Annotated in this window: 19 protein-coding genes and 1 pseudogene; 7 read left to right on the plus strand and 13 right to left on the minus strand. The window is 65.4% G+C overall.

What is annotated here, in order from left to right; genetic code table 11:
• Positions 1 to 6 precede the first annotated feature (6 nt).
• Genes ACDI39_RS07140 through ACDI39_RS07155 form a run of 4 tightly spaced genes read right to left on the minus strand, consistent with a single transcriptional unit; the run spans position 7 to position 4,554 of the window.
• On the minus strand, positions 7 to 1,029 hold the full coding sequence (locus ACDI39_RS07140; RefSeq protein ID WP_225788375.1) for a LacI family DNA-binding transcriptional regulator: 1,023 nt from the start codon (positions 1,027 to 1,029) through the stop codon (positions 7 to 9).
• A gap of 4 nt (positions 1,030 to 1,033) precedes the next feature.
• Entirely contained in the window at positions 1,034 to 2,029 is a 996-nt protein-coding gene (locus ACDI39_RS07145; RefSeq protein WP_225788376.1) for an ABC transporter permease, read from the minus strand.
• Positions 2,026 to 3,579 carry a sugar ABC transporter ATP-binding protein gene (locus ACDI39_RS07150; RefSeq protein WP_253091146.1) on the minus strand — a complete coding sequence of 518 codons (1,554 nt, stop codon included), beginning with the start codon at positions 3,577 to 3,579 and terminating at the stop codon, positions 2,026 to 2,028. Before ACDI39_RS07150 ends, ACDI39_RS07145 begins: the two co-directional genes overlap by 4 nt.
• A gap of 21 nt (positions 3,580 to 3,600) precedes the next feature.
• Positions 3,601 to 4,554, minus strand: a complete 954-nt coding sequence (locus ACDI39_RS07155; protein WP_253091147.1) for a sugar ABC transporter substrate-binding protein — start codon at positions 4,552 to 4,554, stop codon at positions 3,601 to 3,603.
• 387 nt (positions 4,555 to 4,941) lie between these two features.
• Here ACDI39_RS07155 and ACDI39_RS07160 point away from each other — a divergent pair, with 387 nt between their 5' ends.
• From ACDI39_RS07160 to ACDI39_RS07170, 3 genes are all read left to right on the plus strand, one after another.
• Complete coding sequence (locus tag ACDI39_RS07160; RefSeq protein WP_225788379.1) at positions 4,942 to 6,030, plus strand: asparaginase; 1,089 nt, start codon at positions 4,942 to 4,944, stop codon at positions 6,028 to 6,030.
• 203 nt (positions 6,031 to 6,233) lie between these two features.
• Positions 6,234 to 6,476 carry a DUF1654 domain-containing protein gene (locus ACDI39_RS07165; protein WP_225788380.1) on the plus strand — a complete coding sequence of 81 codons (243 nt, stop codon included), beginning with the start codon at positions 6,234 to 6,236 and terminating at the stop codon, positions 6,474 to 6,476.
• Between the two features lie 6 nt (positions 6,477 to 6,482).
• Complete coding sequence (locus ACDI39_RS07170) at positions 6,483 to 7,175, plus strand: endonuclease (protein ID WP_225788381.1); 693 nt, start codon at positions 6,483 to 6,485, stop codon at positions 7,173 to 7,175.
• A 3-nt stretch (positions 7,176 to 7,178) separates the two neighbouring features.
• Here ACDI39_RS07170 and ACDI39_RS07175 read toward each other — a convergent pair whose 3' ends face one another.
• Positions 7,179 to 7,604 carry a GTP pyrophosphokinase gene (locus tag ACDI39_RS07175; RefSeq protein WP_225788382.1) on the minus strand — a complete coding sequence of 142 codons (426 nt, stop codon included), beginning with the start codon at positions 7,602 to 7,604 and terminating at the stop codon, positions 7,179 to 7,181.
• 195 nt (positions 7,605 to 7,799) lie between these two features.
• On the opposite strand from ACDI39_RS07175, the gene ACDI39_RS07180 reads away from it, so the two are divergent.
• Positions 7,800 to 8,807, plus strand: a complete 1,008-nt coding sequence (locus ACDI39_RS07180; protein WP_225788383.1) for a GlxA family transcriptional regulator — start codon at positions 7,800 to 7,802, stop codon at positions 8,805 to 8,807.
• 9 nt (positions 8,808 to 8,816) lie between these two features.
• Here the strand turns inward: ACDI39_RS07180 and ACDI39_RS07185 are convergent, their stop codons facing one another.
• Positions 8,817 to 9,488: a TetR/AcrR family transcriptional regulator gene (locus ACDI39_RS07185; protein WP_225788384.1), complete on the minus strand. Its 672-nt coding sequence runs from the start codon at positions 9,486 to 9,488 to the stop codon at positions 8,817 to 8,819.
• A gap of 202 nt (positions 9,489 to 9,690) precedes the next feature.
• On the opposite strand from ACDI39_RS07185, the gene ACDI39_RS07190 reads away from it, so the two are divergent.
• Entirely contained in the window at positions 9,691 to 11,139 is a 1,449-nt protein-coding gene (locus ACDI39_RS07190) for a PucR family transcriptional regulator (protein ID WP_486538179.1), read from the plus strand.
• Between the two features lie 56 nt (positions 11,140 to 11,195).
• Here ACDI39_RS07190 and ACDI39_RS07195 read toward each other — a convergent pair.
• The 7 genes and pseudogenes from ACDI39_RS07195 to ACDI39_RS07225 all read right to left on the minus strand — a co-directional run bounded on the left by ACDI39_RS07195 (position 11,196) and on the right by ACDI39_RS07225 (position 20,117).
• Positions 11,196 to 12,594: pseudogene (locus ACDI39_RS07195) on the minus strand (CoA-acylating methylmalonate-semialdehyde dehydrogenase).
• A 45-nt stretch (positions 12,595 to 12,639) separates the two neighbouring features.
• Positions 12,640 to 12,990 carry a cupin domain-containing protein gene (locus tag ACDI39_RS07200; RefSeq protein ID WP_410045545.1) on the minus strand — a complete coding sequence of 117 codons (351 nt, stop codon included), beginning with the start codon at positions 12,988 to 12,990 and terminating at the stop codon, positions 12,640 to 12,642.
• A 13-nt stretch (positions 12,991 to 13,003) separates the two neighbouring features.
• Positions 13,004 to 14,386: an NAD(P)/FAD-dependent oxidoreductase gene (locus ACDI39_RS07205; protein ID WP_486538181.1), complete on the minus strand. Its 1,383-nt coding sequence runs from the start codon at positions 14,384 to 14,386 to the stop codon at positions 13,004 to 13,006.
• Positions 14,387 to 14,444: 58 nt separating this feature from the next.
• Positions 14,445 to 15,848, minus strand: a complete 1,404-nt coding sequence (locus ACDI39_RS07210; protein ID WP_410045543.1) for an amino acid permease — start codon at positions 15,846 to 15,848, stop codon at positions 14,445 to 14,447.
• 314 nt (positions 15,849 to 16,162) lie between these two features.
• Entirely contained in the window at positions 16,163 to 18,580 is a 2,418-nt protein-coding gene (locus ACDI39_RS07215) for a TonB-dependent siderophore receptor (RefSeq protein WP_410900267.1), read from the minus strand.
• 80 nt (positions 18,581 to 18,660) lie between these two features.
• On the minus strand, positions 18,661 to 19,611 hold the full coding sequence (locus ACDI39_RS07220) for a FecR domain-containing protein (RefSeq protein ID WP_410896925.1): 951 nt from the start codon (positions 19,609 to 19,611) through the stop codon (positions 18,661 to 18,663).
• Positions 19,608 to 20,117 (minus strand): sigma-70 family RNA polymerase sigma factor, encoded by a 510-nt coding sequence (locus ACDI39_RS07225; protein WP_225788387.1) that lies wholly within the window; start codon positions 20,115 to 20,117, stop codon positions 19,608 to 19,610. The genes ACDI39_RS07220 and ACDI39_RS07225 overlap by 4 nt, the downstream gene beginning before the upstream one ends.
• A 193-nt stretch (positions 20,118 to 20,310) precedes the next feature.
• Between ACDI39_RS07225 and ACDI39_RS07230 the strand changes: the two genes are divergently transcribed.
• On the plus strand, positions 20,311 to 21,276 hold the full coding sequence (locus tag ACDI39_RS07230; protein WP_225788388.1) for a ribonuclease Z: 966 nt from the start codon (positions 20,311 to 20,313) through the stop codon (positions 21,274 to 21,276).
• A gap of 58 nt (positions 21,277 to 21,334) precedes the next feature.
• Positions 21,335 to 21,871 carry an AAA family ATPase gene (locus tag ACDI39_RS07235; protein WP_225788389.1) on the plus strand — a complete coding sequence of 179 codons (537 nt, stop codon included), beginning with the start codon at positions 21,335 to 21,337 and terminating at the stop codon, positions 21,869 to 21,871.
• The last annotated feature ends 216 nt before the right edge of the window (positions 21,872 to 22,087 follow it).

Genomic DNA, 22,087 nt, shown 5'->3' on the forward strand with positions numbered 1-22,087 from the left:
CGCTCCTCAGCGATAGTCATTGAACAGGTCCGGGCGCCGCCCGGTGGATTCACGCAGCACGATGCGAGGCGCGACGATCCGCTGCTGCGCCGCACCGTGCCGGGGTGTGGCGATGCGTGCCAGCAGCAATTGCGCAGCGCTCTCGCCCAGTTCGCGGATCGACTGACCGACGGTGGTCAGCGGCGGGTAGACATAGCGGCTGAGCTCGATGTCGTCGAAGCCGATCACCGACAGCTCGCCTGGCACGCTGATATTGCGCTCGGCGGCGGCGCGCAGCACGCCGAAACCGATCATGTCGTTGCCCGCGAAGATCGCCGTGGGCCGCGCGCCATCCAGCAAGCGGGCCGCGGCGGCATGGCCGCCCGGGCTGGTGAAGTCGCAATGCAGCTCGCGGCCCTCGGCCACCGCCAGCCCCGCCTCGGCCATGGCACGACGAAAGCCGGCCAGGCGCAGTTGGCTGGCGCCGGTATCGACCGGGCCGCCGATGCAGGCGATGTCGCGGTGGCCCAGCTCCAGCAGGTGGCGCGTGGCCAGGTAGCCGCCCTGCTCATGGTCGATGCGCACCAGGTCGGCATCGACGCCTTCCAGGGCGCGGTCGACGATGACCATCGGCGTACGCACGCTGGCCAGGCTCTCCAGCAGGTCGGGGGCCTGGCCCGCCGAGGCGACGATCAGGCCGTCGATGCGCTTTTCCAGGAGCACGCGCAGGTAGCTGCGCTGCTTCTGCGGGTTGTCATCGGAGTTGCAGAGGATCACGCAATAGCCATTGCGCTCGCAGCCGTCCTCGATGCCACGGGCCAGCTCGGCGAAATACGGGTTGACGCTGTTGGGCACCAGCAAGCCGATGGTCGCGGTGCTGCGCGCCTTGAGCGAACGGGCCACGGCGCTGGGCACGTAGTCGAGTTCGGCGATGGCCGCCTCGACCTTCAGGCGCACCTGCTCGCTGACCGGGCGGGTCTTGTTCAGTACATGGGACACGGTGGTGTAGGAAATACCGGCCAGTGCCGCGACGTCTTTGATGGTTGCCATGGTTTCAGTTCCGCCGGCCTGCGCGCCGGGTACGGTAGGTGTCGAGCACCACAGCGATGACGATGACCGCCCCGGTGATGATGCGTTTGGTCGGTTCCGAGGCGCCGATCTGCGCAAGCCCGGCGGCCAGCACCGAGATGATCAGCACGCCGAAGAAGGTACTGATGACCGAGCCGCGCCCACCCATCAGGCTGGTGCCACCGATCACCACGGCGGCGATCACCTGCAGCTCCAGGCCCGCGCCGGCATTGGGGTCGGCCGCTTCCAGGCGGGAGATCTGGAACAGCGCGGCCAGCCCGGCGAGCAGCCCCATCAGGGCGAACACCAGGACCTTGTAGGGGCGCGGATCGATGCCAGCCAGGCGCACGGCCTCCTCGTTGGTGCCGATGCCGATCAGGTAGCGACCGAACACGGTACGGGTCAGCACCAGCTGGGCCAGGACGATCACCAGCAAGGCGATGATGAAGGCCGGCGAAATGCCGAAGGCGATGGGGTTGGAGAACCAGGCGAAGGCATCGCCGATGTAGGCGGTGCGCGAGTCGGTGAACTGGTAGGCCAGGCCCCGGGCCATCTCCAGCACGCCGAGGGAGACGATGAACGAGGGGATGCGCCAGGCTACGGTGATGCCACCGGTGATGCTGCCGGCCAGGGCCGCCACGGCCATGCCCAGCAGCGCCGCGGGCAACACGTTCCACCCCCAGCCGAGGATCGCCAGGCTGACCGTCGAGGCGGCCAGCGCCAACACCGAGCCCACCGACAGGTCGATGCCGCCGATGATCAGCACAAAGGTCATGCCCACCGCCAGCACCATCAGGTCGGGAATCTGATTGGCCAGGGTGCTGAAGGTGGCGTACGACAGGAAATGGCTGCTCAGGAACGCGAACAGCACGATCATCGCCAGCAAAGCCCCGGCCAGGCCCAGGTAGGTGCCCAGGCCGAAGTAGCTGCCGGCGCGGCGCACCGATGCGCTGACCGAGGTCTCGAGAGGTGTGGTCTTCATGCGTCCATCCTGGGCGCTGCATCGTGCAGCAGCGCATCACGTTTCTGGTAGCCGGCGAAGGCGGCGGCGAGGAGCTGGTCCTGGCTCCAGTCGTCACGCGCGAAGGTATCGATGAGGCGGCCGGCGCTGAGCACGGCGATGCGGTCGCAGATCAGCATCAGCTCGCGCAAGTCGCTGGACACCACCACCAGCGCCTTGCCCTGGCGCGCCAGCCCGGCCAACAGGCCATAGATGTCGAACTTGGCGCCGACATCGATGCCTCGGGTCGGCTCGTCGAACAGCAGCACCTGGCAGTCGCGCTCCAGCCAGCGGCCGATCACCACCTTCTGCTGGTTGCCCCCGGACAGCTCGCCCACGGCCTGGGCCGGGCCTGCGCTGCGGATGCGCATGGCGGCGATCTGCCGATCGGCCAGGGCGCGCTCGGCGCCAGCATCGAGGATACCGCCACGGGACACCGCACCCAGGTTGCCCAGGGCGAGGTTGGCGCTGACCGACTGGGACAGCAGCAGGCCTTCGCCCTTGCGATCCTCGGTGACCAGGGCGATGCCGGCCGCCACGGCGGCCTTGGGCGAATCGATGGCCACCGGCCGGGGCGGCTGGCCGAGGGCGATGCTGCCGCTGTCGGCGCGGTCGGCGCCGTAGATCAGGCGCAGCAGCTCGGTCCGGCCAGCGCCGATCAGCCCTGAGACCCCGAAGATCTCCCCTGCCCGCACCTCGAACGACACCTCGCGCACCTTGTCGCCGCGGCTGAGCCTGTCGACCCTGAGCAAAGGTGGGCCGATCTGGCGGCGACCGAGGTCGATGTGCTCGCCCAGTTCGCGCCCGACCATCAGGTCGACCAGCTCGGCGCTGCTGTAGCGCTGGATCGGCTCGAGGCACACCAGCTTGCCGTCGCGCAGCACCGCGACGCGCTGGGCCACCCGCTGCAGTTCCTCCAGGCGATGGGAGATGTAGACGATGGCCACGCCGCGCTGGCGCAGGCGCTCGATCTGGGTGAACAGCAGCTCCACCTCGCGGGCGGTGAGCATGGCCGTGGGTTCATCGAGGATCAGCACGCGGCAGTCGCCGATCAGGTTGCGGGCGATCTCCACCATCTGTTGGTGGCCGATGCCCAACGCGCCGACCGGAGTGTCCGGGTCGATGGCGTCCAGGCCGACCTGGGCCATGGCCGCACTGGCCTGCTGGCGCAAGCGCTTGCGGCTGATCCAGCCAGCACGGCTGGGCAGCTTGTGGAGAAACAGGTTCTCGGCAACGGTCAGGGTCGCCAGCAGGTTGAGCTCCTGCATGACCATGCGCACGCCGAGGCGCTCGGCCGCGCTGCGGCTGCCGGGTGCGTAGGGCTGGCCCAGGTAGGTCATCTGCCCGGCGCTGGGCGGCTCGAGGCCGCCGATGAGCTTCGACAACGTGCTCTTGCCGGCGCCATTCTCGCCGGTCAGGGCCAGCACCTCGCCCGCGCGCAGTTGCAGCGTGACATCGCCCAGCACCGGCTGGGCATAGGTCTTGCCCAGGCCGTCCACGCCGAGCACGACTTCATTGGCCGAGGCAGACATGCGCATCCCTCCTGCCATGCCTCAAGGCTGGGTGACCAGCTCGACCGGGGTCTGGATGACGTTGTCGGCATCCACATCGGGCTTCTCGCCCTTGAGCATCTTCAGCGCCGCCTGGATGCCGAACACCGCCTGGTCGGCGCCGTGCTGCTCAAGAGTGGCGAGCACGCGGCCGTCCTTGAGCATGGGCTTGATGGCGCGGATATTGTCATAGCCGACCACCTGCACCTGGCCGGTCCTGCCAGCGGCGCGCACTGCCGACACGGCGCCCAGGGCCATGCTGTCGTTGCCGGCCAGCAGCGCCTTGAGTTCGGGGTATTCGTTGAGCATGGCGGCGGCCACGGCGTTGCCCTTGTCGATCTCCCAGTTGCCCGACTGCACCGCGACCACCTGCATCTGCGCGGCCTCCATGGCGTCCTTGAAGCCCGCGGTACGCTGCTGGGCATTGGTGGTGGTCGGCACGCCTTCGATGATGCCGACCTGGTCGCCAGCCTTGAGCTTGCTGGCCAGGTAGTCGCCGACCAGGCGGGCGCCCTTGCGGTTGTCGGGGCCGACGAAGGGGACGCTGATGCCCTTGCTCCGCAGCACCTCGGGGTCGAGGCGGTTGTCGATGTTGACCACGGTGATGCCGGCGTCCATGGCCTTCTTCACCACCGGCACCAGGGCCTTGGAGTCAGCCGGGGCGATGACCAGGGCATTGACGCCGGAGACGATCATCTGCTCGATGATGCGGATCTGGTTGCTGGTGTCGGATTCGTCCTTGATGCCGTTGGCCACCAGGTCGAAGTCGTTGGCGTGGTCTTTCTGGTAGGTCTTGGCGCCATCCTCCATCGTCAGGAAGAACTCGTTGGCCAGGGACTTCATCACCAAGGCGACCTTGGGTTTGTCTTCGGCGTGGGCGGCGGAGAGTGGCAAGGCCAGGGACAACGTGGAGAAGACGGCGAGGGCCAGCAGGCGCCCCGGGAACGGCAAGTTCATTGAATTGACTCCGAATCTTGTGGTTTTTATCGGATGCAAACGTTTGCGTTGCCTTACTATGAAAACAGGACCTGGCTTTGTCAAATCCCGCGCGCCACCCTCCCCTGTGACACGTGTCCGGATTATCCGGAATTTATCCGAAAAACCGAACATCTTTTCCTACGCTTGTTCGGAACACCGAACACAAGGAGCCGCCACAGCAGGCCACCGAACCACGTGCCTGCATCTGCAAAGCATGGCGCATTTCCCGTTGGCACGGGCTCGTCGCGCCCTGAACGTAGCGACGGCCCCTCGCTGTTCACCTTACCGCCGGCGCCTGGTACGAAACCTGCCTGGGCAGCTGTGCGACACAGCCAACACCTCATCAGGAAGAGAGAGAACAAAAACATGCAAGCTGCACTGAAGACCTTCGCTCCCGGCGCCCTCGCCCTGCTGCTGATCCTGCCGACAGCCGCGTCCGCCAAGGAAGCCGAGCAACAGCAGAAACTGGCCAACGTGGTGATCCTCGCCACCGGCGGCACCATCGCCGGCGCAGGCGCCAGCGCCGCCAACAGCGCCACCTACCAAGCCGCCAAGCTCGGCGTCGACAAGCTCATCGCCGGTGTGCCGGAGCTGGCCGACCTGGCCAACGTGCGCGGCGAGCAGGTGATGCAGATCGCCTCCGAAAGCATCAGCAACGAAGACTTGCTGAAGCTGGGCAAACGCGTCGCCGAACTGGCCGACAGCAAGGACGTCGACGGCATCGTCATCACCCACGGCACCGACACCCTGGAAGAGACCGCCTACTTCCTCAACCTGGTGGAGAAGACCGACAAGCCGATCGTGGTGGTCGGTTCCATGCGCCCAGGCACCGCCATGTCCGCCGACGGCATGCTCAACCTGTACAATGCCGTCGCCGTGGCCAGCAGCAAGGAGTCCCGCGGCAAGGGCGTGCTGGTGACCATGAACGATGAGATCCAGTCGGGCCGCGACGTGAGCAAGGCGATCAACATCAAGACCGAGGCGTTCAAGAGCGCATGGGGCCCGTTGGGCATGGTGGTGGAAGGCAAGTCGTACTGGTTCCGCCTGCCGGCCAAGCGCCACACCGTCAACTCGGAATTCGACATCAAGCAGATCAGCAGCCTGCCAGCGGTGGACATCGCCTACGGCTATGGCAACGTGACCGACACCGCCTACAAGGCGCTGGCGCAGAATGGCGCCAAGGCGCTCATCCACGCTGGCACCGGCAATGGCTCGGTATCGTCGCGGGTAGTGCCGGCGCTGCAGGCGCTGCGCAAGGACGGCGTGCAGATCATTCGCTCCTCGCATGTGAATGCCGGCGGCTTCGTGCTGCGCAATGCCGAGCAGCCTGACGACAAGAACGACTGGGTCGTGGCCCATGACCTGAATCCGCAGAAGGCACGGATCCTGGCCATGGTGGCGATGACCAAGACCCAGGACAGCAAGGAGCTGCAGCGGATCTTCTGGGAGTATTGATCGCTGGACGGGTGTGCTGCCTGCACCCGTTTTGTGATGCTCAGGATCCAGGGGGCGCCGGACAGGTCGCCCCTCACATCACATAGCCAATCCCGAACTAATCCCTCTAGCACGGTCATATACGCTTTTCACCTTACACGCTGTTGCGAAATTGCCTACAGTCAAATACTGTATGCACATACAGCAAAACAAGGAAAAGCCCCGTGGCCAGCACCTCCTCCGCAACGCCTGGCAGTTATGAGCAACTGGGTCTGCGCATCCAGAAGATCATCAACAGCCCCATCGCCCAGCGCAGCCGCGCCGCCCTGATCTTCCGCCTGGAACACGAGTCGCCCGATGACTGGGAGACCCTGCTCGAGGAGATCGCCGAGAACGACAACGTCACCCTCGCCCACCGCGACGACGGCGGCGTGCAGATCTTCTGGACCGTGCCGAAGGAAGACTGACCGCGCATGAGAGTTACGCTTTTTGCCACCGCCTGCCTGCTGTTGAGCATTCCCCTCGCCCATGCCGATGCCCCGCGCACCTTCCAGGAAGCCAAGAAGGTGGCGTGGCGGTTGTATGCACCGCAATCCACGGAGTTCTATTGCGGCTGCAAGTACAAGGGCAACAAGGTCGACCTGGCTTCCTGTGGCTATACCCCACGCAAGAACGCCCAACGCGCCTCGCGCATCGAGTGGGAACACATCGTCCCGGCCTGGCAGATCGGCCATCAGCGCCAATGCTGGCAACAGGGCGGGCGCAAGAACTGCGCACGCCACGACGATGTGTTCAAGCGCGCCGAGGCCGACCTGCACAACCTGGTGCCGAGCATCGGCGAGGTCAACGGCGACCGCAGCAACTACAGCTTCGGCTGGCTGCCCACGCAGCAAGGCCAGTACGGCCGCTGCCTGACCCAAGTCGACTTCAAGGCACGGAAGGTCATGCCGCGCCCTTCCATTCGAGGGATGATCGCCCGCACCTACTTCTACATGAGCAAGCGGTACGACCTGCGCCTGTCCCGCCAGGACCGCCAGCTGTTCGACGCCTGGAACAAGACCTACCCGCCGCAGGTCTGGGAGCTGCAACGCAACCAGCAAGTGGCGTGCGTGATGGGCCACGGCAACGACTTCGTGGGGCCGGTGAACCTCAAGGCCTGCGGCTGAGGCTCAGGCCAATGCCTGCAGGTAGGCGCTGGCCTGCTGGTAGCGGCTGAGCCGGGCCAGGTCCGCAGGGCCCGGGCAAGGAATGCGTGACAGGTCGCTGTTGTCGGCCAAGTCCGCCAGCTTGACCTGGCGCGCCAACGGGTCATGGCCCAGGCGCACGACGAATGCCTCGTAGCTTTCGTCCTCGCGCCTGCTCAGCGCCAGCAGTGCGGCGAGAATCTTCAGGGTGAAGCCTTCGCGGGCCAGGTCCGACAGGGTCAGCGGCGTGTCTTCCAGCACATCGTGCAGTACCGCCACGATCCGTTGCTCAGGCGTGGCCACCCGCATCATCACCCGCAACGGGTGGAGGATATAGGCCGCCCCACCCTTGTCGCATTGCCCTTCATGGGCCCTGGCGGCCACGGCGATAGCCCGTTCCAGCGTAGACATGAGGCCCTCCCCGTTCAGCATCTGCCCCTGCAAGCATAGCCGGGACGACGACGGGATGACAGGCGCGCCTGCCCCGGCCATGCGGGGTTCGTTGTCTGCACACGACCTCGAATACGACCAGCGCCCCTGCATGCATTGTCTTTCCCTCGTCCTGCAAGCACACTCATCGACGCCAGCCAGGAAGCGGAGTCCAGAGTGCCCACACCACGTCAGTTCAGCCAGAAGACCAGCACCAGCAACATGCTGCGGCTCAAGGCCACCCACGGCAGCGCCCAGGCGCCCTACCGGGTGGGCTTCGTTTTGCTCGAGCACTTTTCCATGGCCAGCTTCACCGTGGCCATGGACGTGCTGGTGACCGCCAACCTGCTGCGCGCCGACAGTTTCGGCTTCACCCCGCTGTCGCTGGCTGGCGATCGGGTGCTGAGCGACCTGGGCCTGGAGCTGATCGCCAGCGAACTGGCGACGGGTACCCTGAAGGCGCTCGACCTGCTGGTGATCTGCGGTGGCCTGCGCACGCCGCTCAAGTACCCCGAGCTGGATCGCCTGCTGGCCGATTGCGCCGCCCATGGCATGGCCCTGGGCGGGCTGTGGAGCGGCGCCTGGTTCCTCGGCCGGGCCGGGGTACTGGCCGATTATGGCTGCAGCATCCACCCCGAGCAGCGCGCCAGCCTCGCCGAGCGCAGCCCGCAGACGCGCATCACCCCGGCCAGCTTCACCCTCGACCGTGACCGCCTCACCGCCGCCAGCCCGAACGGCGCCATGGAGCTGATGCTCGGCCTGGTCCGCCGCCTGTACGGCGATGCCCTGGCCGAGGGCGTGGAGGAGATCCTCTCGTTCTCCGGCGCCCGCTACCGCCAGGTCGGGCCGGGGGCGAAGAAGTCCATGAGCCTGCACCTGCGCACCATCGTCGAGTTGATGGAAAACAACCTCGAGGAAACCCTGAGCCTCGACCAACTGGCGGCCTACAGCGGCCGTTCGCGGCGCCAGATCGACCGCCTGTTCCAGGCCCAGCTCGGCACCTCGCCGCGACGCTACTACATGGAGCTGCGCATCACCAAGAGCCGCCGCCTGCTGCAGTATTCCGACCTCTCGGTGATGGAAGTGGCGGTGGCCTGCGGCTTCGTCTCGGTATCGCACTTCAGCAAGTGCTACGCGGCGTACTTCGGCTACCCGCCGTCGCGCGAGCAACGGCTGGGCGAGTGAGGCGCGGCGTCAGGCGCGGATGTAGCGCAGCACCGCTTCGCAGATCATCTGCTTGTGGCGCTGCTTGACCTGGTCGTCGGCCAGGTCGATCTGGAAGATCTCGCTGAAGGTGTGGCGGTTGGACACCCGGTAGAAGCAGAACGAACTCATCAGCATGTGCAGGTCGATGACCTCGATGCCCGGGCGGAACACGCCCTCCTCCACACCCCGGTTCAGGATCCGGCCCAAGGCCTCGAGGACCAGGCTGCTCATCTCGCGGATCACCGGCGACTGCTTGACGTATTCGCCGTAGTGGATGTTCTCGGTACAGACGATGCGCACGAAGTCGACGTTAAGGTCGTGGTGGTCGAAGGTGAACTCCACCAGGCGCTGGATCGCCTGCACGGCCGGTAGCGACTCGAGGTCAAGGCTGTGCTCGGTCTTGCGGATATCGCCGTAGAGCTTGACCAGGCACTCGACGTAGAGCTGCTCCTTGCTGCCGAAGTAGTAGTAGATCATGCGCTTGGAGGTGGCGGTGCGCTCGGCGATGGCGTCGACCCGGGCGCCGGCCAGGCCTTGCTGGACGAACTCGTTGATGGCGGCCTGGAGGATGTCCTCGCGCGTTTTCTCGGGGTTGTTCTTGCGCGTCTTGCGCCCCCCTTCGATTTCAGGCTGGCCGAGGCCGACTAAGGAATCACTCATACCCACTCGCAGGCTGTTGTTGGAATGGGTAGGGATTATCCGTGAGCGGGGCGGTACAGGGAAGCATTGCTGCCGACGGGGTGGCCCATTGGCGGGCAAGCCTGTTGGAAACGCTCCGCAATCAATAAGATGACCATGCGTGCCAGGAAGCCGCCCGCCCTCGGCTCGATGCAGGCTGTCATTGACTCTACGAGAAAGCCCCATGCTCACGGTGCAGAACCTGATCGATATCGATCAGCTGAAATTGCAGGCAGTCGCCGGCCTGGCCGGTACCAATAGGGTGATCACCTGGGCCCATGCCGTCGACCTGCCCGATCCGTGGCGCTGGATCTCCCCCGGCGACCTGGTCATGACCACCGGAGTCGGCATTCCCCCCGCCGCCCAGGACCAGGTCGCCTGGCTCGAGCAACTGGTGCAGAGCAATGCCAGCGCACTGGTCGTCGCCCCCCGGCACGACGCACCGCAACTGTCGCGCAAGATGCTAAAAGCGGCCGACCGTCTGCTGTTTCCCATCCTGCAGGCCAGCTTCGAGCTCGAGTTCGTCAAGCTGTCGCACTGCGTCATCGAAAGCGTCCTGCAGGCCCAGCGCGAACGCTTCAACGCCAGCGAACGCCTGTTCCAGACCTACGCCGAAGCGCTACGCAAGCAACCCGACATGGCCGGCCGTCTTGCGATCCTGGCCAATACGTTGGGCCTGGGCCTGGCCATCGAGGATGCCATCAGCGGCATCAACATCGTCGAAACGAAACCCGTCTCGCCGCAAGGCGAGGTGCAAGTCGAGCGGATACCGATCGCCGGCCGCGCCCGGGCCAACTTGGTCATGACTCGCCAAGGCAAGCGAACGCTGGATGACACCATCCTGGTGCGCTCGCTGGTCGGCCTGCTGGGGGTCGAACTCGAACGCCTGATGATCCAGCGCGACCAGCAACGTGAAGAGGGCGCAGCCCTGCTACGCAGCCTGCTGGAGAGCGAAACGGAATTCACCCTCGCACGCCCCATTCTCGAACGACGGGGCCTGGCCGGCACCTTGGTGAGCATGGCCATCAAGCCCGGCGCCCACGGCCCCTGGTCTGCGGATGAGATACACCACGCACCGCCCCTGCACGCCTCGAGCCCCTTGTTGCTGAGCGACAAAGGGCTGCTGCTGGCGATCAGCCGGGATGCCCCTGCCACGTTCGAAGCGCTACACAGCAACCTCGGCACAGACACCGTGATCGGCATCAGCGGACCGATCGCAGCGGCAACGGGGTTTCGTGAAAGCGTCAGGCAGGCACGCCTGGCGTTGACCCAGGCCCAGGAGGTCGGCGCCGGGATGCTGTGCTACGGAGAGGCCGAGACCGGGTTGATCATGGCCCCGAAATCCCTGGCCGAAGCCCGGGCGTTGGTAGGGCGTTACCTGGGCCCGCTGATCGAGCACGACCGCACCCAGGGCGCCGCGCTCTTGCCGACACTCATGGCGTTTCTGGAAAACGACGGCAACTGGAAAGCGACCGCCTTCGACCTCGGCGTCCACCGCCAGACGCTCGTGTACAGGCTCAAGCTCGTGGAGCAACTGACGGGGATCAAACCGACCACCACCAACGGCATCGCACGCTTCTGGATCGCCCTCCAGGCCGGCAGGAACACCGAGCTGTTTGACAGCAGCCGCTGAATGCAAACGGCCCCGCTGCGTGGGCGGGGCCGATTGCATGGCGTTGGCCGATTGCGTCAGTGGCTGGTCGGCATGGCGAACTCCGCTCCTTTGGCAATAGCTTGTGGCCAGCGCTGCATGATGCTCTTCTGCTTGGTGTAGAAGCGAACCCCTTCCTCGCCGTAGGCATGCATGTCGCCGAACAGGCTTTTCTTCCAACCGCCGAAACCATGCCAGGCCATCGGTACCGGGATCGGCACGTTGATGCCGACCATGCCCACCTGGATGCGCCGGCCGAACTCCCGGGCGATGTGGCCGTCGCGGGTGTAGAGGCTTACGCCGTTGCCGAACTCATGGGCGTTGATCAGTTCCACCGCTTCGGCGAAGTCCTTCACCGGCGGCCTGGCCGTTGAAGCCGCGTCCGTCGACCAGCAGCTTGGCCCCTTCGTTGACGCCTTGCTCGATGTAGCCGGTGATGCGCTCCAGCGCCGCACGGGTAACGATCGGGCCCATCTCGGCTTCCAGGTTGGTGCCGTTGAGCACCTTCAGGTCCCGGGTGCGCTCAATCAGCTTGGGCATGACCTTCTCGGCCGTGTCATCACCGACGAACACCGCCACGCTGATGGCCATGCAACGCTCGCCGGCCGAACCGTAGGCCGCGCCGATCAGCGCGTCAACCACCTGGTCGATATCGGCATCAGGCATCACCACCAGGTGGTTCTTCGCACCGCCTAGGGCCTGGACGCGCTTGCCGTGGCGGGCACCGGTCTCGTAGATGTGGTTGGCGATCGGAGTGGAGCCGACGAAGGAAACCGCTTGCACATCGGGGTGCTCGATCAGCGCGTTGACCGCGTCCTTATCGCCCTGCACCACGTTGAACACGCCATCCGGCAGGCCGGCCTGCTTGAGCAGTTCGGCAATGAACAGGCTCGGGCTCGGGTCCAGTGGGCTTGGCTTGAGGACGAACGTATTACCGGTAGCCAAGGCGACCGGGAACATCCACATCGGCACCATCACCGGGAAGTTGAACGGGGTGATACCCGTCACCACGCCCAATGGTTGGCGCAGGGTCCAGTTGTCGATGTTGGTGCTGACCTGGTCGGTGAAGTCGGTTTTCAGCAGTTGCGGCGCGCCGCAGGCGAACTCGACGATCTCGATGCCGCGCATCACTTCGCCCTGGGCGTCGGTGAACACTTTACCGTGCTCGGCGGTGATCATGCGAGCCAGGTCGTCACGGTGCTCGTTGAGCAGCGCCAGGAACCGGTTGAGGATACGCGAACGGCGCAGCGGCGACAGGTTGCTCCAGGCCGGGAAAGCAGCCTTGGCCGACGCCACGGCAGCGTCCACATCCTGCTGCGCCGACAGTTGTACCTGGCCGGTGACCACGCCAGTGGCCGGGTTGTAGACCGGCAGTTGCTGGCCGCTGGTGGCCTCGGCGGGGGCGCCGGAGATCCAGTTCATGATGGTTTGGGTCATTGTCGTTCTCACATCAAGGGGTAATGGCGGTAGCGCTCGGCAGCATCAGTAGATCGCGTACACCTTGCGCACGGTCTCCAGCACATCCCAGCGCCCGGTCCAACCCGGCGGCAGGATGACCAGGTCGCCACCGCTCACCTCCACCACCTCACCGCTGCTGCTGTCGGTGAGCAGTGCCTTGCCGGAGATGATGTAGGTGAACTCGGTGTCGGGACGCTCGATCACGGGCCAACCGCCTGGCTGGCACTCCCATACGCCGAGGTTGCCGACCGCTTCGGGGGCCAGTGCCTGAATGGCGATCTGTGGGTCACCCTTGTCGGCACCTGCGCGTTGGCCAGCGGGGGTCAATGGCAGGGCCTCGATGGCGGCGTGCTTGATGATGGTGAATGAGGTCATGGCTTTCTCCTGATCAATGGGCGCCGGTGAGCTTTTCCAGCAACATGGCGGTACGTGAAGGTTTGTGGGTGTAGCGCTCCTCGATATCGCTGAGCGAGGCTGCGGCCAGGCCACTGTTGATGCCCAGCCAGCGCAATGGCTCGCGCTCCCAGGACGGGGAGCGGTGGTTGACCAGTGGCAGCGTGTTGATCTCGTCGTCGCGCTCGAGGATCAGGTTGCGCAGGATGCGGCCGGCCAGGTTGCTGGTGGCGACACCATCGCCTACGTAGTTGCCGGCCCAGGCGATACGGTTGCAGCGGTCGATACTCACGGTCGGGCACCAGTCGCGGGACACGCCCAGCGCCCCACCCCAGCGATGGCTGATGCGTGTCCCTGCCAGTGCCGGAAAGAACTCGAGCATCGTCTGGTGGATCTTGGCGTGGATGCTGTCCACCAGGTCGGCGGCATCGGACATCCGCGAGCCCCAGTTGTAGGGCGCGCCACGGCCACCGAACACCAGGCGCCCCTCGGCGGTGACCTGCCCATAGACGCGCAGGTGGCGCATGTCGTTGAACGCCATGCGGTGATCGAGGTTGAGCTGGGCCAGCAGCTCACGGGGTAGCGGCTCGGTGGCGAGCACCAGCGAATAGAGCGGGATGACGAAGCGCGAGTGGCCTGGTTGCTGCGAGGTGAAGGCTTCGGTGGCGCGCACCGTCATCCCGGCTCGGACCGTGCCATGCTCGGTGTGCACGACACCAGGCGCGATCCGGGTAACCGCGGATTGCTCGTGAATCTTCGCTCCCATCCGCTCGACCAGCCAGGCCAGTCCACGCACCAGCTTGCCGGGGTGGATGAGTGCGCAGTGTTCGGTGTAGAGCCCGCCCAATGTGCCCTCGGCACCCAGGCTGGCGCGGGCTTCGGCGGCCTCGAGGACCCGCCACTGCTCCGGCAGGCCGAAGCGCGCCGAGTCCTCGGCCGCCGCCCGGGCCCGAGCCATCTGCGGTGCGCTGCGGGCTAGCGAGAGGAAACCCTGCTTGGCGTAGTCGGCCTCCACACCCTCCAGAGCCAGCACACGGCCGATCTCGTCGACCGTCTCGTTCATCGCCGCCTGCAGCCTCAGGGCCGCGTCATGGGAATACAACTGGGCCACCCTGGGCAGGGAGATCGGGAAGATCGCCGAGGCCCAGCCGCCGTTGCGGCCAGAAGCACCAAAGCCGACTTCGCGCTTTTCCAGAAGCACCACGCGCAGTGACGGTTCGCTCTTGAGCAGGTAGTAGGCCGTCCACAACCCTGTGTAGCCGGCGCCGACGATGGCCACGTCGGCCTCCACCGTGCCGTCCAGCCGCTCACGTGGCTGGCCTGGCTCGAACCACAGCGGCCGGTTGGGTAACTGGGACAATTCGAATTTCGCTGACATGCTGTTGGCTTCCCATTGACGGCCCTGAACACACGGGCCGGGTGTGATACGGCTTGATCTACTGCGCGCCCTGGCCTGGCTGCACCTTGGCGTCCAACCCCCGCTGGCGGACACGGGACATGCTCAGGACCAGGTACGAGACGGCTATCGCGACGATCGCGACCAGGCATTGCAGCAGGCTGATCTGCATCGTCGGGTCGAAGGCCATGCTCACCAGGACGGCGACGATCGAGGCAGTCACCAGCAACGGCAACCAGGGGTGTCCCCACATGGCGAACTTGAGCGTCCCCTCCTCCACCCACTTGCGGCGTAGCTTGAGTTGCGACAGACAGATCATCAGGTAGACGAAAAGAAAGACCGTGCCGGAGGAGTTGATGAGGAACTGGAAGACGGTATCGGGCCAGAGCGCCGCGATGACGACGCATCCATAGCCGACCAGGGTCGAGGCGATGACTCCGCGCACAGGCACGCCCTTGCGGCTCACGCCGGCGATCCAGCGTGGCGCCTCGTCATTGGAAGCTAGTACGTAAAGCAGACGCGACGAGGTGTAGAGGCCGGCATTGAGCACCGACAGCACGGCCACCAGGATCACCACGGTGAGCATGTCGCCAGCCCCGGGAATGCCAATGTGCTCCAGGGTAGTCACGAACGGCGACTTGCCGGGGGTGATGGCGGTCCAGGGTTGCGCCAGCACGATGAAGAAAGTCGCCAGGACGAAGAACACCAGGATGCGCAGCATCACGGTATTGACCGCCTTGCGAATGTTGCGCGACGGGTTTTCGGACTCTGCCGCCGCGAGGGTGGCGACCTCCACGCCCGTCATGGAGAAGATGACGACGACCACACCGGTGAACAGTGACGTCACGCCGTGGGGCAGGAAGCCGCCATGCTGGGTCAGGTTGCCGAAGCTCGCGGTCGAGCCTGGCCAGAGGTTGAAGACATAGGCACCCGCGACCACCAGGAACACGACGATGGCCGCGACCTTGACGCCAGCGAACCAGTATTCGGCTTCCCCGAAGGAGTGCACCGACATCAGGTTCAACAGGGTCATCACCACCATCAGCGCAAGGGCAATGACCCAGACCGGAATGTCCGGCAGCCAGGCATTGATGATCTGCCCGCCGACCACCGCTTCGAAGCCCACGACGATGACCCAGAAGTACCAGTAGAGCCAGCCCGTCATGTACCCCGCGGGACGGCCGAAGGCCAGGCGGGCGTAATCGACGAACGAGCCTTTGGCAGGTTGCGCAGCCGCCATTTCGCCGAGCATGCGCATCACCAGCGCAACGATGAGGCCGGTGATGGCATAGGTGATGAACGCGCCGGGGCCGGTCGAGGCGATCACTGCACTGGAGCCTACGAACAACCCGGCACCGATGACACCGCCCAGGGCCAGCATGCTGATGTGCCGCGTCTTGAGCGCGCGCTTCAGGCGCGGATCATGCTCCGTCTGAATAGGCATTGGTCGTCTCCTTTATTATTAGTAATCAACGCTGCCTTTTCAGAAGGTTATGCATGCGGGGCATGGCTGAACATCGTCAAAATCCATGAGGCGGGACGTTCGTTCGTACAAATGTATGAAGGAGGGAGGAGCCTGCGGGGTAATGTCCTTTTGGGGCCGCTTCGCGCCCCATCGCCGGCAAGCCGGCTCCCACAGGGTCAGCGGGGCCCATAGATCATGTGCAATGCAGAAAGCAGCCCCAATACCGTTTGACTGACTGGCACTGGGGCCTGCCCACTAGACGCAAGAACGCGAAGCCCGTGAAAACGCTCCCTTCAGAACCCCAGCGTTGCCGAAAGCAGGTAGGTCCTGGGCGTGGACAAGGTCAGGCCCGGTTCGCTGTCATCCGAAGCCCCGGCCGACGCCCAGTAGCGGTCATCCAATACGTTCTCGACACTGGCACGCAGGGTGACGTGCTTGTCGTCGACCTTGAACGCATACCGGGCACCGATATCCAGCCGCTCCCAACCGTCGATCTGCTTGCTGTTGGCCTGGTCCAGGTACTGCGAACTCGAGTGGATGCCGCGTGCGGTCAACGTCACCCCGGGCAACGCCGGGACGTCCCACTCGGCACCGAGGTTGACGTTGTACTCAGGCGTTGCCGGTGCACGGTTGCCATCGAACGCGCCACCCACGGTATCGGTCAATTCGCTGTCGATGTACATCACCCCACCCAGCAGGCGGAAGCCCTCGAGCGGCTCGCCGAACACACTGAGCTCGATGCCCCTGTTGTCGCGCTTGCCGTTGGGTCCGAAGACCCGCGAGGTGGCGTTGGTTTCATAGGCGGGCTGGCGGATGCGAAAGGCACTGGCGGTAAAGGCGACCCGGCCCAGGTCGTACTTGGCGCCCACCTCCACCTGGCGGCTGGTGAACGGTGGGAAGATCTGGTCTTCGTTGAGCGAGGTCGACGGCGCGATCTTGCCTTGGCTCAGGCCTTCCATGTAGTTGGCGTAGAGCGACAGCCGATCGCTGACCTTGAACAGGATGCCGGCCGACGGCGAGACCTTCTCCTCGTCGTAGGCAGTGTCGCCCTTGACGTCACCGGTCCAGTCATCGACCTTGATCCGCTGCCAGCGGGCGCCAAGGGTCAGCAGCAGGCGGTCGTCGAGGAAACCGAGGGTGTCGGACAAGGCCAGGCCCGTGAAGCGGTTCTCGGTGTAGACCTTGGCATCGTAGCGGGTCGGCGTGCCGGGCGTCGGTGTCGGTACCGGGTCGTAGAGGTTGCTGGGCGCTGCGGCATAACGGGCGCCGCCGTTCTCGAAGTCCATGTAGAAGTAGGTCGCGGCCAGGTTGAGCTCGTGGCTCACCGGCCCGGTGTCGAACCAGTTGCGCAGCCCGGCCATGGCCGTCCTGACCGTTTCGTCGCGAGTGAAGTCGCGGGGCTGGACGCTGAAGTCACCGGCATCGTTGACGATCGACACGTTGTGCCGGAGAAAGTCATGGTTGCTCTTGCGCGCACCGACCGCGCCATAGGCCATCAGCGCGTCGCTGATATCGAACTCCCCATGCACGGCGCCGAAGGTATCGTTGGTGCGCGCCTTGCTCCAGGCCTGGGCATAGTTGTGGCGCACGTCGCCAGCATGCGGAACCTGGGCATTAGCGCCGACCAGGACCCGCTCCTGGGGCGCGTCGGTATCGCGCTCGGTATGGCCCAGGTCCGCCGACAGGCGCACACGCTCACCGCGAAAATCCAGCCCCAGCACGGCCATCTCGCGGTCGACGCTCTGCTGCTCCCACTCGGTGTCACCGGACTGCTTCACGCCGTTGAAGCGCAGGCCGAACTGCCCGTGCTCACCGAAACGCCGGCCGATATCCACTGCGCCACCCACCTGACTGTCGGAGGCGTAGCTGCCGGTGAATGCTGTGACCGGGGTATCGCCCGCGCGCTTGGGCACCACGTTGATCCCACCCCCCACGCTGCCGCGCGGCGAGATACCGTTGATCAACTGGCTCGGGCCCTTGATGATGTCCACACGATCGGCCATTTCCATGTCGATCGAATAGGTCGGCAGGATGCCGTAAAGGCCGTTGTAGGACACGTCGCTGTTGAACAGGCTGAACCCACGGATGGTGAATTGCTCGAAGCGCCCGCCAGCCGGGTTGGTCGAACGCACCGAGGGATCGCTGGCGATCAGGTCGCCCAGGGTCCGCGCCTGCTGGTTCTGCATCGCCTCATGGGTGTAGGTGGTCATGCTGAACGGTGTTTCCATGAAGTCGCGTGAGCCGAGCAGGCCTTGCGAACCACGGCGCGCGACTTGGCCACCGGCATAACGCTCGGCATCGCTGCCCAAGGCACGGGTACCGGTGACGGTGGTGGGGGCGATCTCCAGGGCATCGGCCCCCTGCGGTACCGGCAACAGGGTATAGGCGCCATCCCCCACTGGCTGCAACTGCAGGCCACTGCCCTGGAGCAGCCGTGCGAAGCCTTCATCGACACTGTAGGTACCAGACAACCCGGCACTGCGCCGCCCGCTCACCAGAGCCGGGTCGACCGACAGGCTGACTCCGGCGAGGCCGGCGAAACGGGTCAAGGCGATGCCCAGGGTACCCGCTGGCACCTCGTAGCTGCGGCGACCGAGGTCCTCGGCCCAGCTGGGCGAAATCAACAACAGGTTGGCACTCAGGCCCATCGCGAACCCCAGGTGCAGCAATGGACGCGCACCAGGCGCAGCCGGACGTGAACGGCAAGGCAATACTGCTGGCATTGAAGAATGCTCCCCTTTTTCTTTTCTCCTACCGGCAATGACCAGCGACGCGAAAAAAAGGGACAGGCTCAGGCAAGATTTTTCCGAGAAGACAAGGTAATCCAGTACCGCGTGCGGGCATGCACCTCCAGCGGCAGGCTGGCAGCCAGCAGCGCAAGCACCCGGTCGGTGTCGTCGAGCCGGAAGGTGCCGGTCACCCGCAAGGTTTCCAGCTCGGGCTCCCAACGCAGCAGTCCGGGGCGGTAGCGGCGCAACTCACGCAAGAAATCCCCCAAGGGCTGGTCCTCGACCATGAGTACCCCGTCACGCCAGCCCAGCAGCAGGTTATCCGTCGTGCCAACAGGGCCCGTGCCGGTCGTGTGCAGGCTCGCCTGCTGCCCCTCGTGGAGAGCCAAGGTGCCGCCGTGCAGTGGCTGCAACTGCACGGTGCCCTTGACCACGGCCACCCGGCAATCGCGCTCGAGCAGGCGCATGCAGACTTCGCCATCGCCAACCATGACGCGGCCGAATGGCACCTGTACGGTCAAGTGCGCATACCGGGGGACGTCCAGGGCGATTTCGCCACGCAGCAGCGTCACCTGATGGGCGGCCAGGTCGATGTTGACCGCGCTGTCGGTGTTCAACTGCAACGAACTGCCGTCGGCCAGGGTCAGGCGCTTCTGCTCGCCGATGCCCGTGTGCACGTCGGCGACCCAGGCCTCCAAAGGCATTTGCCGCCCCAGCATCCAGGCCGCCGGTACCAGCGCGGCAACCCCGAGGGCCTGCTTGAGCACCCGACGCCGGCCCGCATCCGGGCGATCCAGGGTGGCCATCGCCAGGGCGCCAGGCAGCTCGGAAAAGCGCTGGCGCAGCAATTGTGCCTTTTGCCAGGCACGCTCGTGGCTGCCGCTTGCATTGCGCCACGCTTCCAACTGCAGCAGATCGCTCTCGCGAGCCTTGCCCGACTCCAGCAGCGCCAGCCAGCGGGCTGCGGCACGAGCGACCTCGCGCGCCTCGTTGGTGGGCGTGGCGGGCATCACAGTTCCGCCAACAGGCAGTGCTCGTAGGCCTGCGCCATGTAGCGTTTGACGGTGCGCTCGGAAACACCGAGGCGCTCGGCGATTTCACGGTAGCCCAGCCCTTCCAGCTGGCTCCAGAGAAATGCCCTGCGCACCGGGGCGTGCAGGCCGGCGAGCAGCTCGTCCAGGGCCTGCAGGGTTTCCAGCAGCACCCAGCGCTGCTCCGGCGACGGCACGCTTTGCTCCGGCAACTGCGCCAGGGCCTGCAGGTAGGCCTGCTCGAGGCTGCGCCTGGAGTAGAAGGTGCTCAGCAGGCGCTTGCCCACGGTCAGCAGGTAGGCCCGGGGTTCGCGGATCTCGGCGAGCTGGTGGGAGTTGGCGAGCACCCGCAGGAAGGTGTCCTGGCTCAGGTCCGCCGCATCCCAGGCATTGCCCATGCGCCGCCGCAGCCAGTTTTCCAGCCAGCCTCGATGGTCACGGTACAGGGCGGGCAGGCTGTGCTCCGCGGGCGGCGCTGCATCAATCATGTCGGGAGGCTCTGGGCGATGGTCGCAAATGATAGTAATTCTATTTTACATATCGCTTTGGTTCCAAGTGCTTTGTACATCGGCCAAGCCGAGGGTTGAAAAAGCGGCTATGCAGCCCCCTGAATCCATCCGCCCGACAATGGTCGTACACTACACGCAACCTTGAACGCCACGAACAAAGGAGCCGGCACCCATGGACCTGCAGTTTCTAGGCACCAGCGCCGGGATCCCCACCAAGGCCCGGAACGTCAGCGGTACCGCTCTCATCGAGGCCAGCGGCAGCGCCTGGTACCTGGTCGATTGCGGCGAGGCCACCCAGCACCAGCTCCTGCGAACCCCGCTGTCGGTCTGCGACCTGCGCGCGATCTTCATCACCCATGTCCATGGCGACCACTGCTTCGGCCTGCCGGGCCTGTTGGCCAGTGCCGGCATGTCCGGGCGTAGCGAACCGCTCGACCTGATCCTGCCAGCCGCGCTGCACGAATGGCTGCGCCTGGGGTTGGCCATCAGCGAGACCTACCTGCCCTTCGAATTGCGCCTGCAGGCGGTCGAAAGCCTGGAGGGCTGGTGCAGTGGCAACATCCAGGTCAGCACCGTGCAGTTGTCGCACCGGGTGCCCAGCTATGGTTATGTGTTCACCGAGGTCAACCCCGCCCCTCGCCTGGATATACAACGCCTGGAGGCCGACGGTGTCCCCCGCGGCCCCCTATGGGGCGAACTTGCCCACGGCCACTCGGTGGAGCATGCCGGGCGGTGGCTGCACGCCCAGGATTACCTGCGCCCGTCCCGCCCACCTCGGCGGGTGATCGTCTGCGGCGACAACGACACCCCCGGGCTGCTGGCCGACGTGGCGCAAGGCGTGGATGTGCTGGTGCACGAGGCGACCTTCACCGAACCGGTCGTCGAACGCACCCAGGCGACCTTCGGCCACAGCACCGCCGCGGCCGTGGCCCGTTTCGCCGAGTCGGCGGGCGTTGCGAACCTGGTGCTGACCCACTTCAGCGCCCGCTACCAGCCCAATGCCCAGCGCAGCCCCTCGATCGAAGACGTTCGCCAAGAGGCTCGGGCGCACTACAGCGGTCACCTGGTGCTGGCGCAGGACCTGCAGCGCTACCGCATGGGGCGCGATGGCTGCCTTGTGTCGGTGGACGCTCAATAGGCACACGCATGACGCGTGGGCTGTCGATCGATGATCATCATGAACGAGGAAATCCCCCATGAACCGCTTCGTCATCATTTCCGGCTGCTCGGGCGGCGGCAAGTCTACCCTGCTCGAGGAGCTTGGGCGGCGTGGCCATGCCGTGGTCGAAGAGCCCGGCCGGCGCATCGTACAAGAAGAAATACGCACGGGAGGCCAGGCACTGCCCTGGGTCGACACCGTCGGTTTTTTACGCCGGGTCATCGACTTGGCATTGGATGACCATGCCCAGGCTCCGCGCAATGACCGCCAATGGGTCTTCTTCGATCGTGGGCTGGTCGATGCGGCAGCGGCAATCCAGGCGCTGACGGGAGAGCCCCTGCTCGCCACGCTAGGTCAATCCTGTCGTTATCACCCGCACGTGTTTCTCACCCCGCCCTGGCCGGAAATCTATGTGCAGGACGCGGAGCGCCGGCACGACATGGAGGCTGCACGGGCTGAGTTCGAGCGGCTCCAGCAGGCCTATCCATCGTTGGGGTACGAGGTATCGCTGTTGCCCAAGATCGGCGTGGCGGCGCGGGCGGATTTCGTGCTCGATACCTTGGCAGCGTACTGAGCCGCCGGGCTCGCTTTGCAGCCCTCCATGAACCCGCTTTACCCCAGGCCCAACTGCGCGACCACCTCGTCCGAGGTCATGACATCGGCATACTGATTGGGAGCAGTTTAAAGACCTACCCCGCGCCTCTCACCGCACGCCCCTCTCCGAGAAACGATCAATGGCCCACCCAACGTTGACAGGCCAGCGAAAACCTGCAAAATCGCCGGCCTTTTT

The organism is Pseudomonas sp. Tun-23181, from assembly GCF_057415455.1.

Coding starts and splice junctions, on each gene's coding strand:
- ACDI39_RS07140 (WP_225788375.1), bottom strand. CDS start 1,029: ATGGCAACCATCAAAGACGTCGCGGCACTGGCCGGTATTTCCTACACC.
- ACDI39_RS07145 (WP_225788376.1), bottom strand. CDS start 2,029: ATGAAGACCACACCTCTCGAGACCTCGGTCAGCGCATCGGTGCGCCGC.
- ACDI39_RS07150 (WP_253091146.1), bottom strand. CDS start 3,579: ATGTCTGCCTCGGCCAATGAAGTCGTGCTCGGCGTGGACGGCCTGGGC.
- ACDI39_RS07155 (WP_253091147.1), bottom strand. CDS start 4,554: ATGAACTTGCCGTTCCCGGGGCGCCTGCTGGCCCTCGCCGTCTTCTCC.
- ACDI39_RS07160 (WP_225788379.1), top strand. CDS start 4,942: ATGCAAGCTGCACTGAAGACCTTCGCTCCCGGCGCCCTCGCCCTGCTG.
- ACDI39_RS07170 (WP_225788381.1), top strand. CDS start 6,483: ATGAGAGTTACGCTTTTTGCCACCGCCTGCCTGCTGTTGAGCATTCCC.
- ACDI39_RS07175 (WP_225788382.1), bottom strand. CDS start 7,604: ATGTCTACGCTGGAACGGGCTATCGCCGTGGCCGCCAGGGCCCATGAA.
- ACDI39_RS07185 (WP_225788384.1), bottom strand. CDS start 9,488: ATGAGTGATTCCTTAGTCGGCCTCGGCCAGCCTGAAATCGAAGGGGGG.
- ACDI39_RS07190 (WP_486538179.1), top strand. CDS start 9,691: ATGCTCACGGTGCAGAACCTGATCGATATCGATCAGCTGAAATTGCAG.
- ACDI39_RS07200 (WP_410045545.1), bottom strand. CDS start 12,990: ATGACCTCATTCACCATCATCAAGCACGCCGCCATCGAGGCCCTGCCA.
- ACDI39_RS07205 (WP_486538181.1), bottom strand. CDS start 14,386: ATGTCAGCGAAATTCGAATTGTCCCAGTTACCCAACCGGCCGCTGTGG.
- ACDI39_RS07210 (WP_410045543.1), bottom strand. CDS start 15,848: ATGCCTATTCAGACGGAGCATGATCCGCGCCTGAAGCGCGCGCTCAAG.
- ACDI39_RS07225 (WP_225788387.1), bottom strand. CDS start 20,117: ATGATTGATGCAGCGCCGCCCGCGGAGCACAGCCTGCCCGCCCTGTAC.
- ACDI39_RS07230 (WP_225788388.1), top strand. CDS start 20,311: ATGGACCTGCAGTTTCTAGGCACCAGCGCCGGGATCCCCACCAAGGCC.
- ACDI39_RS07235 (WP_225788389.1), top strand. CDS start 21,335: ATGAACCGCTTCGTCATCATTTCCGGCTGCTCGGGCGGCGGCAAGTCT.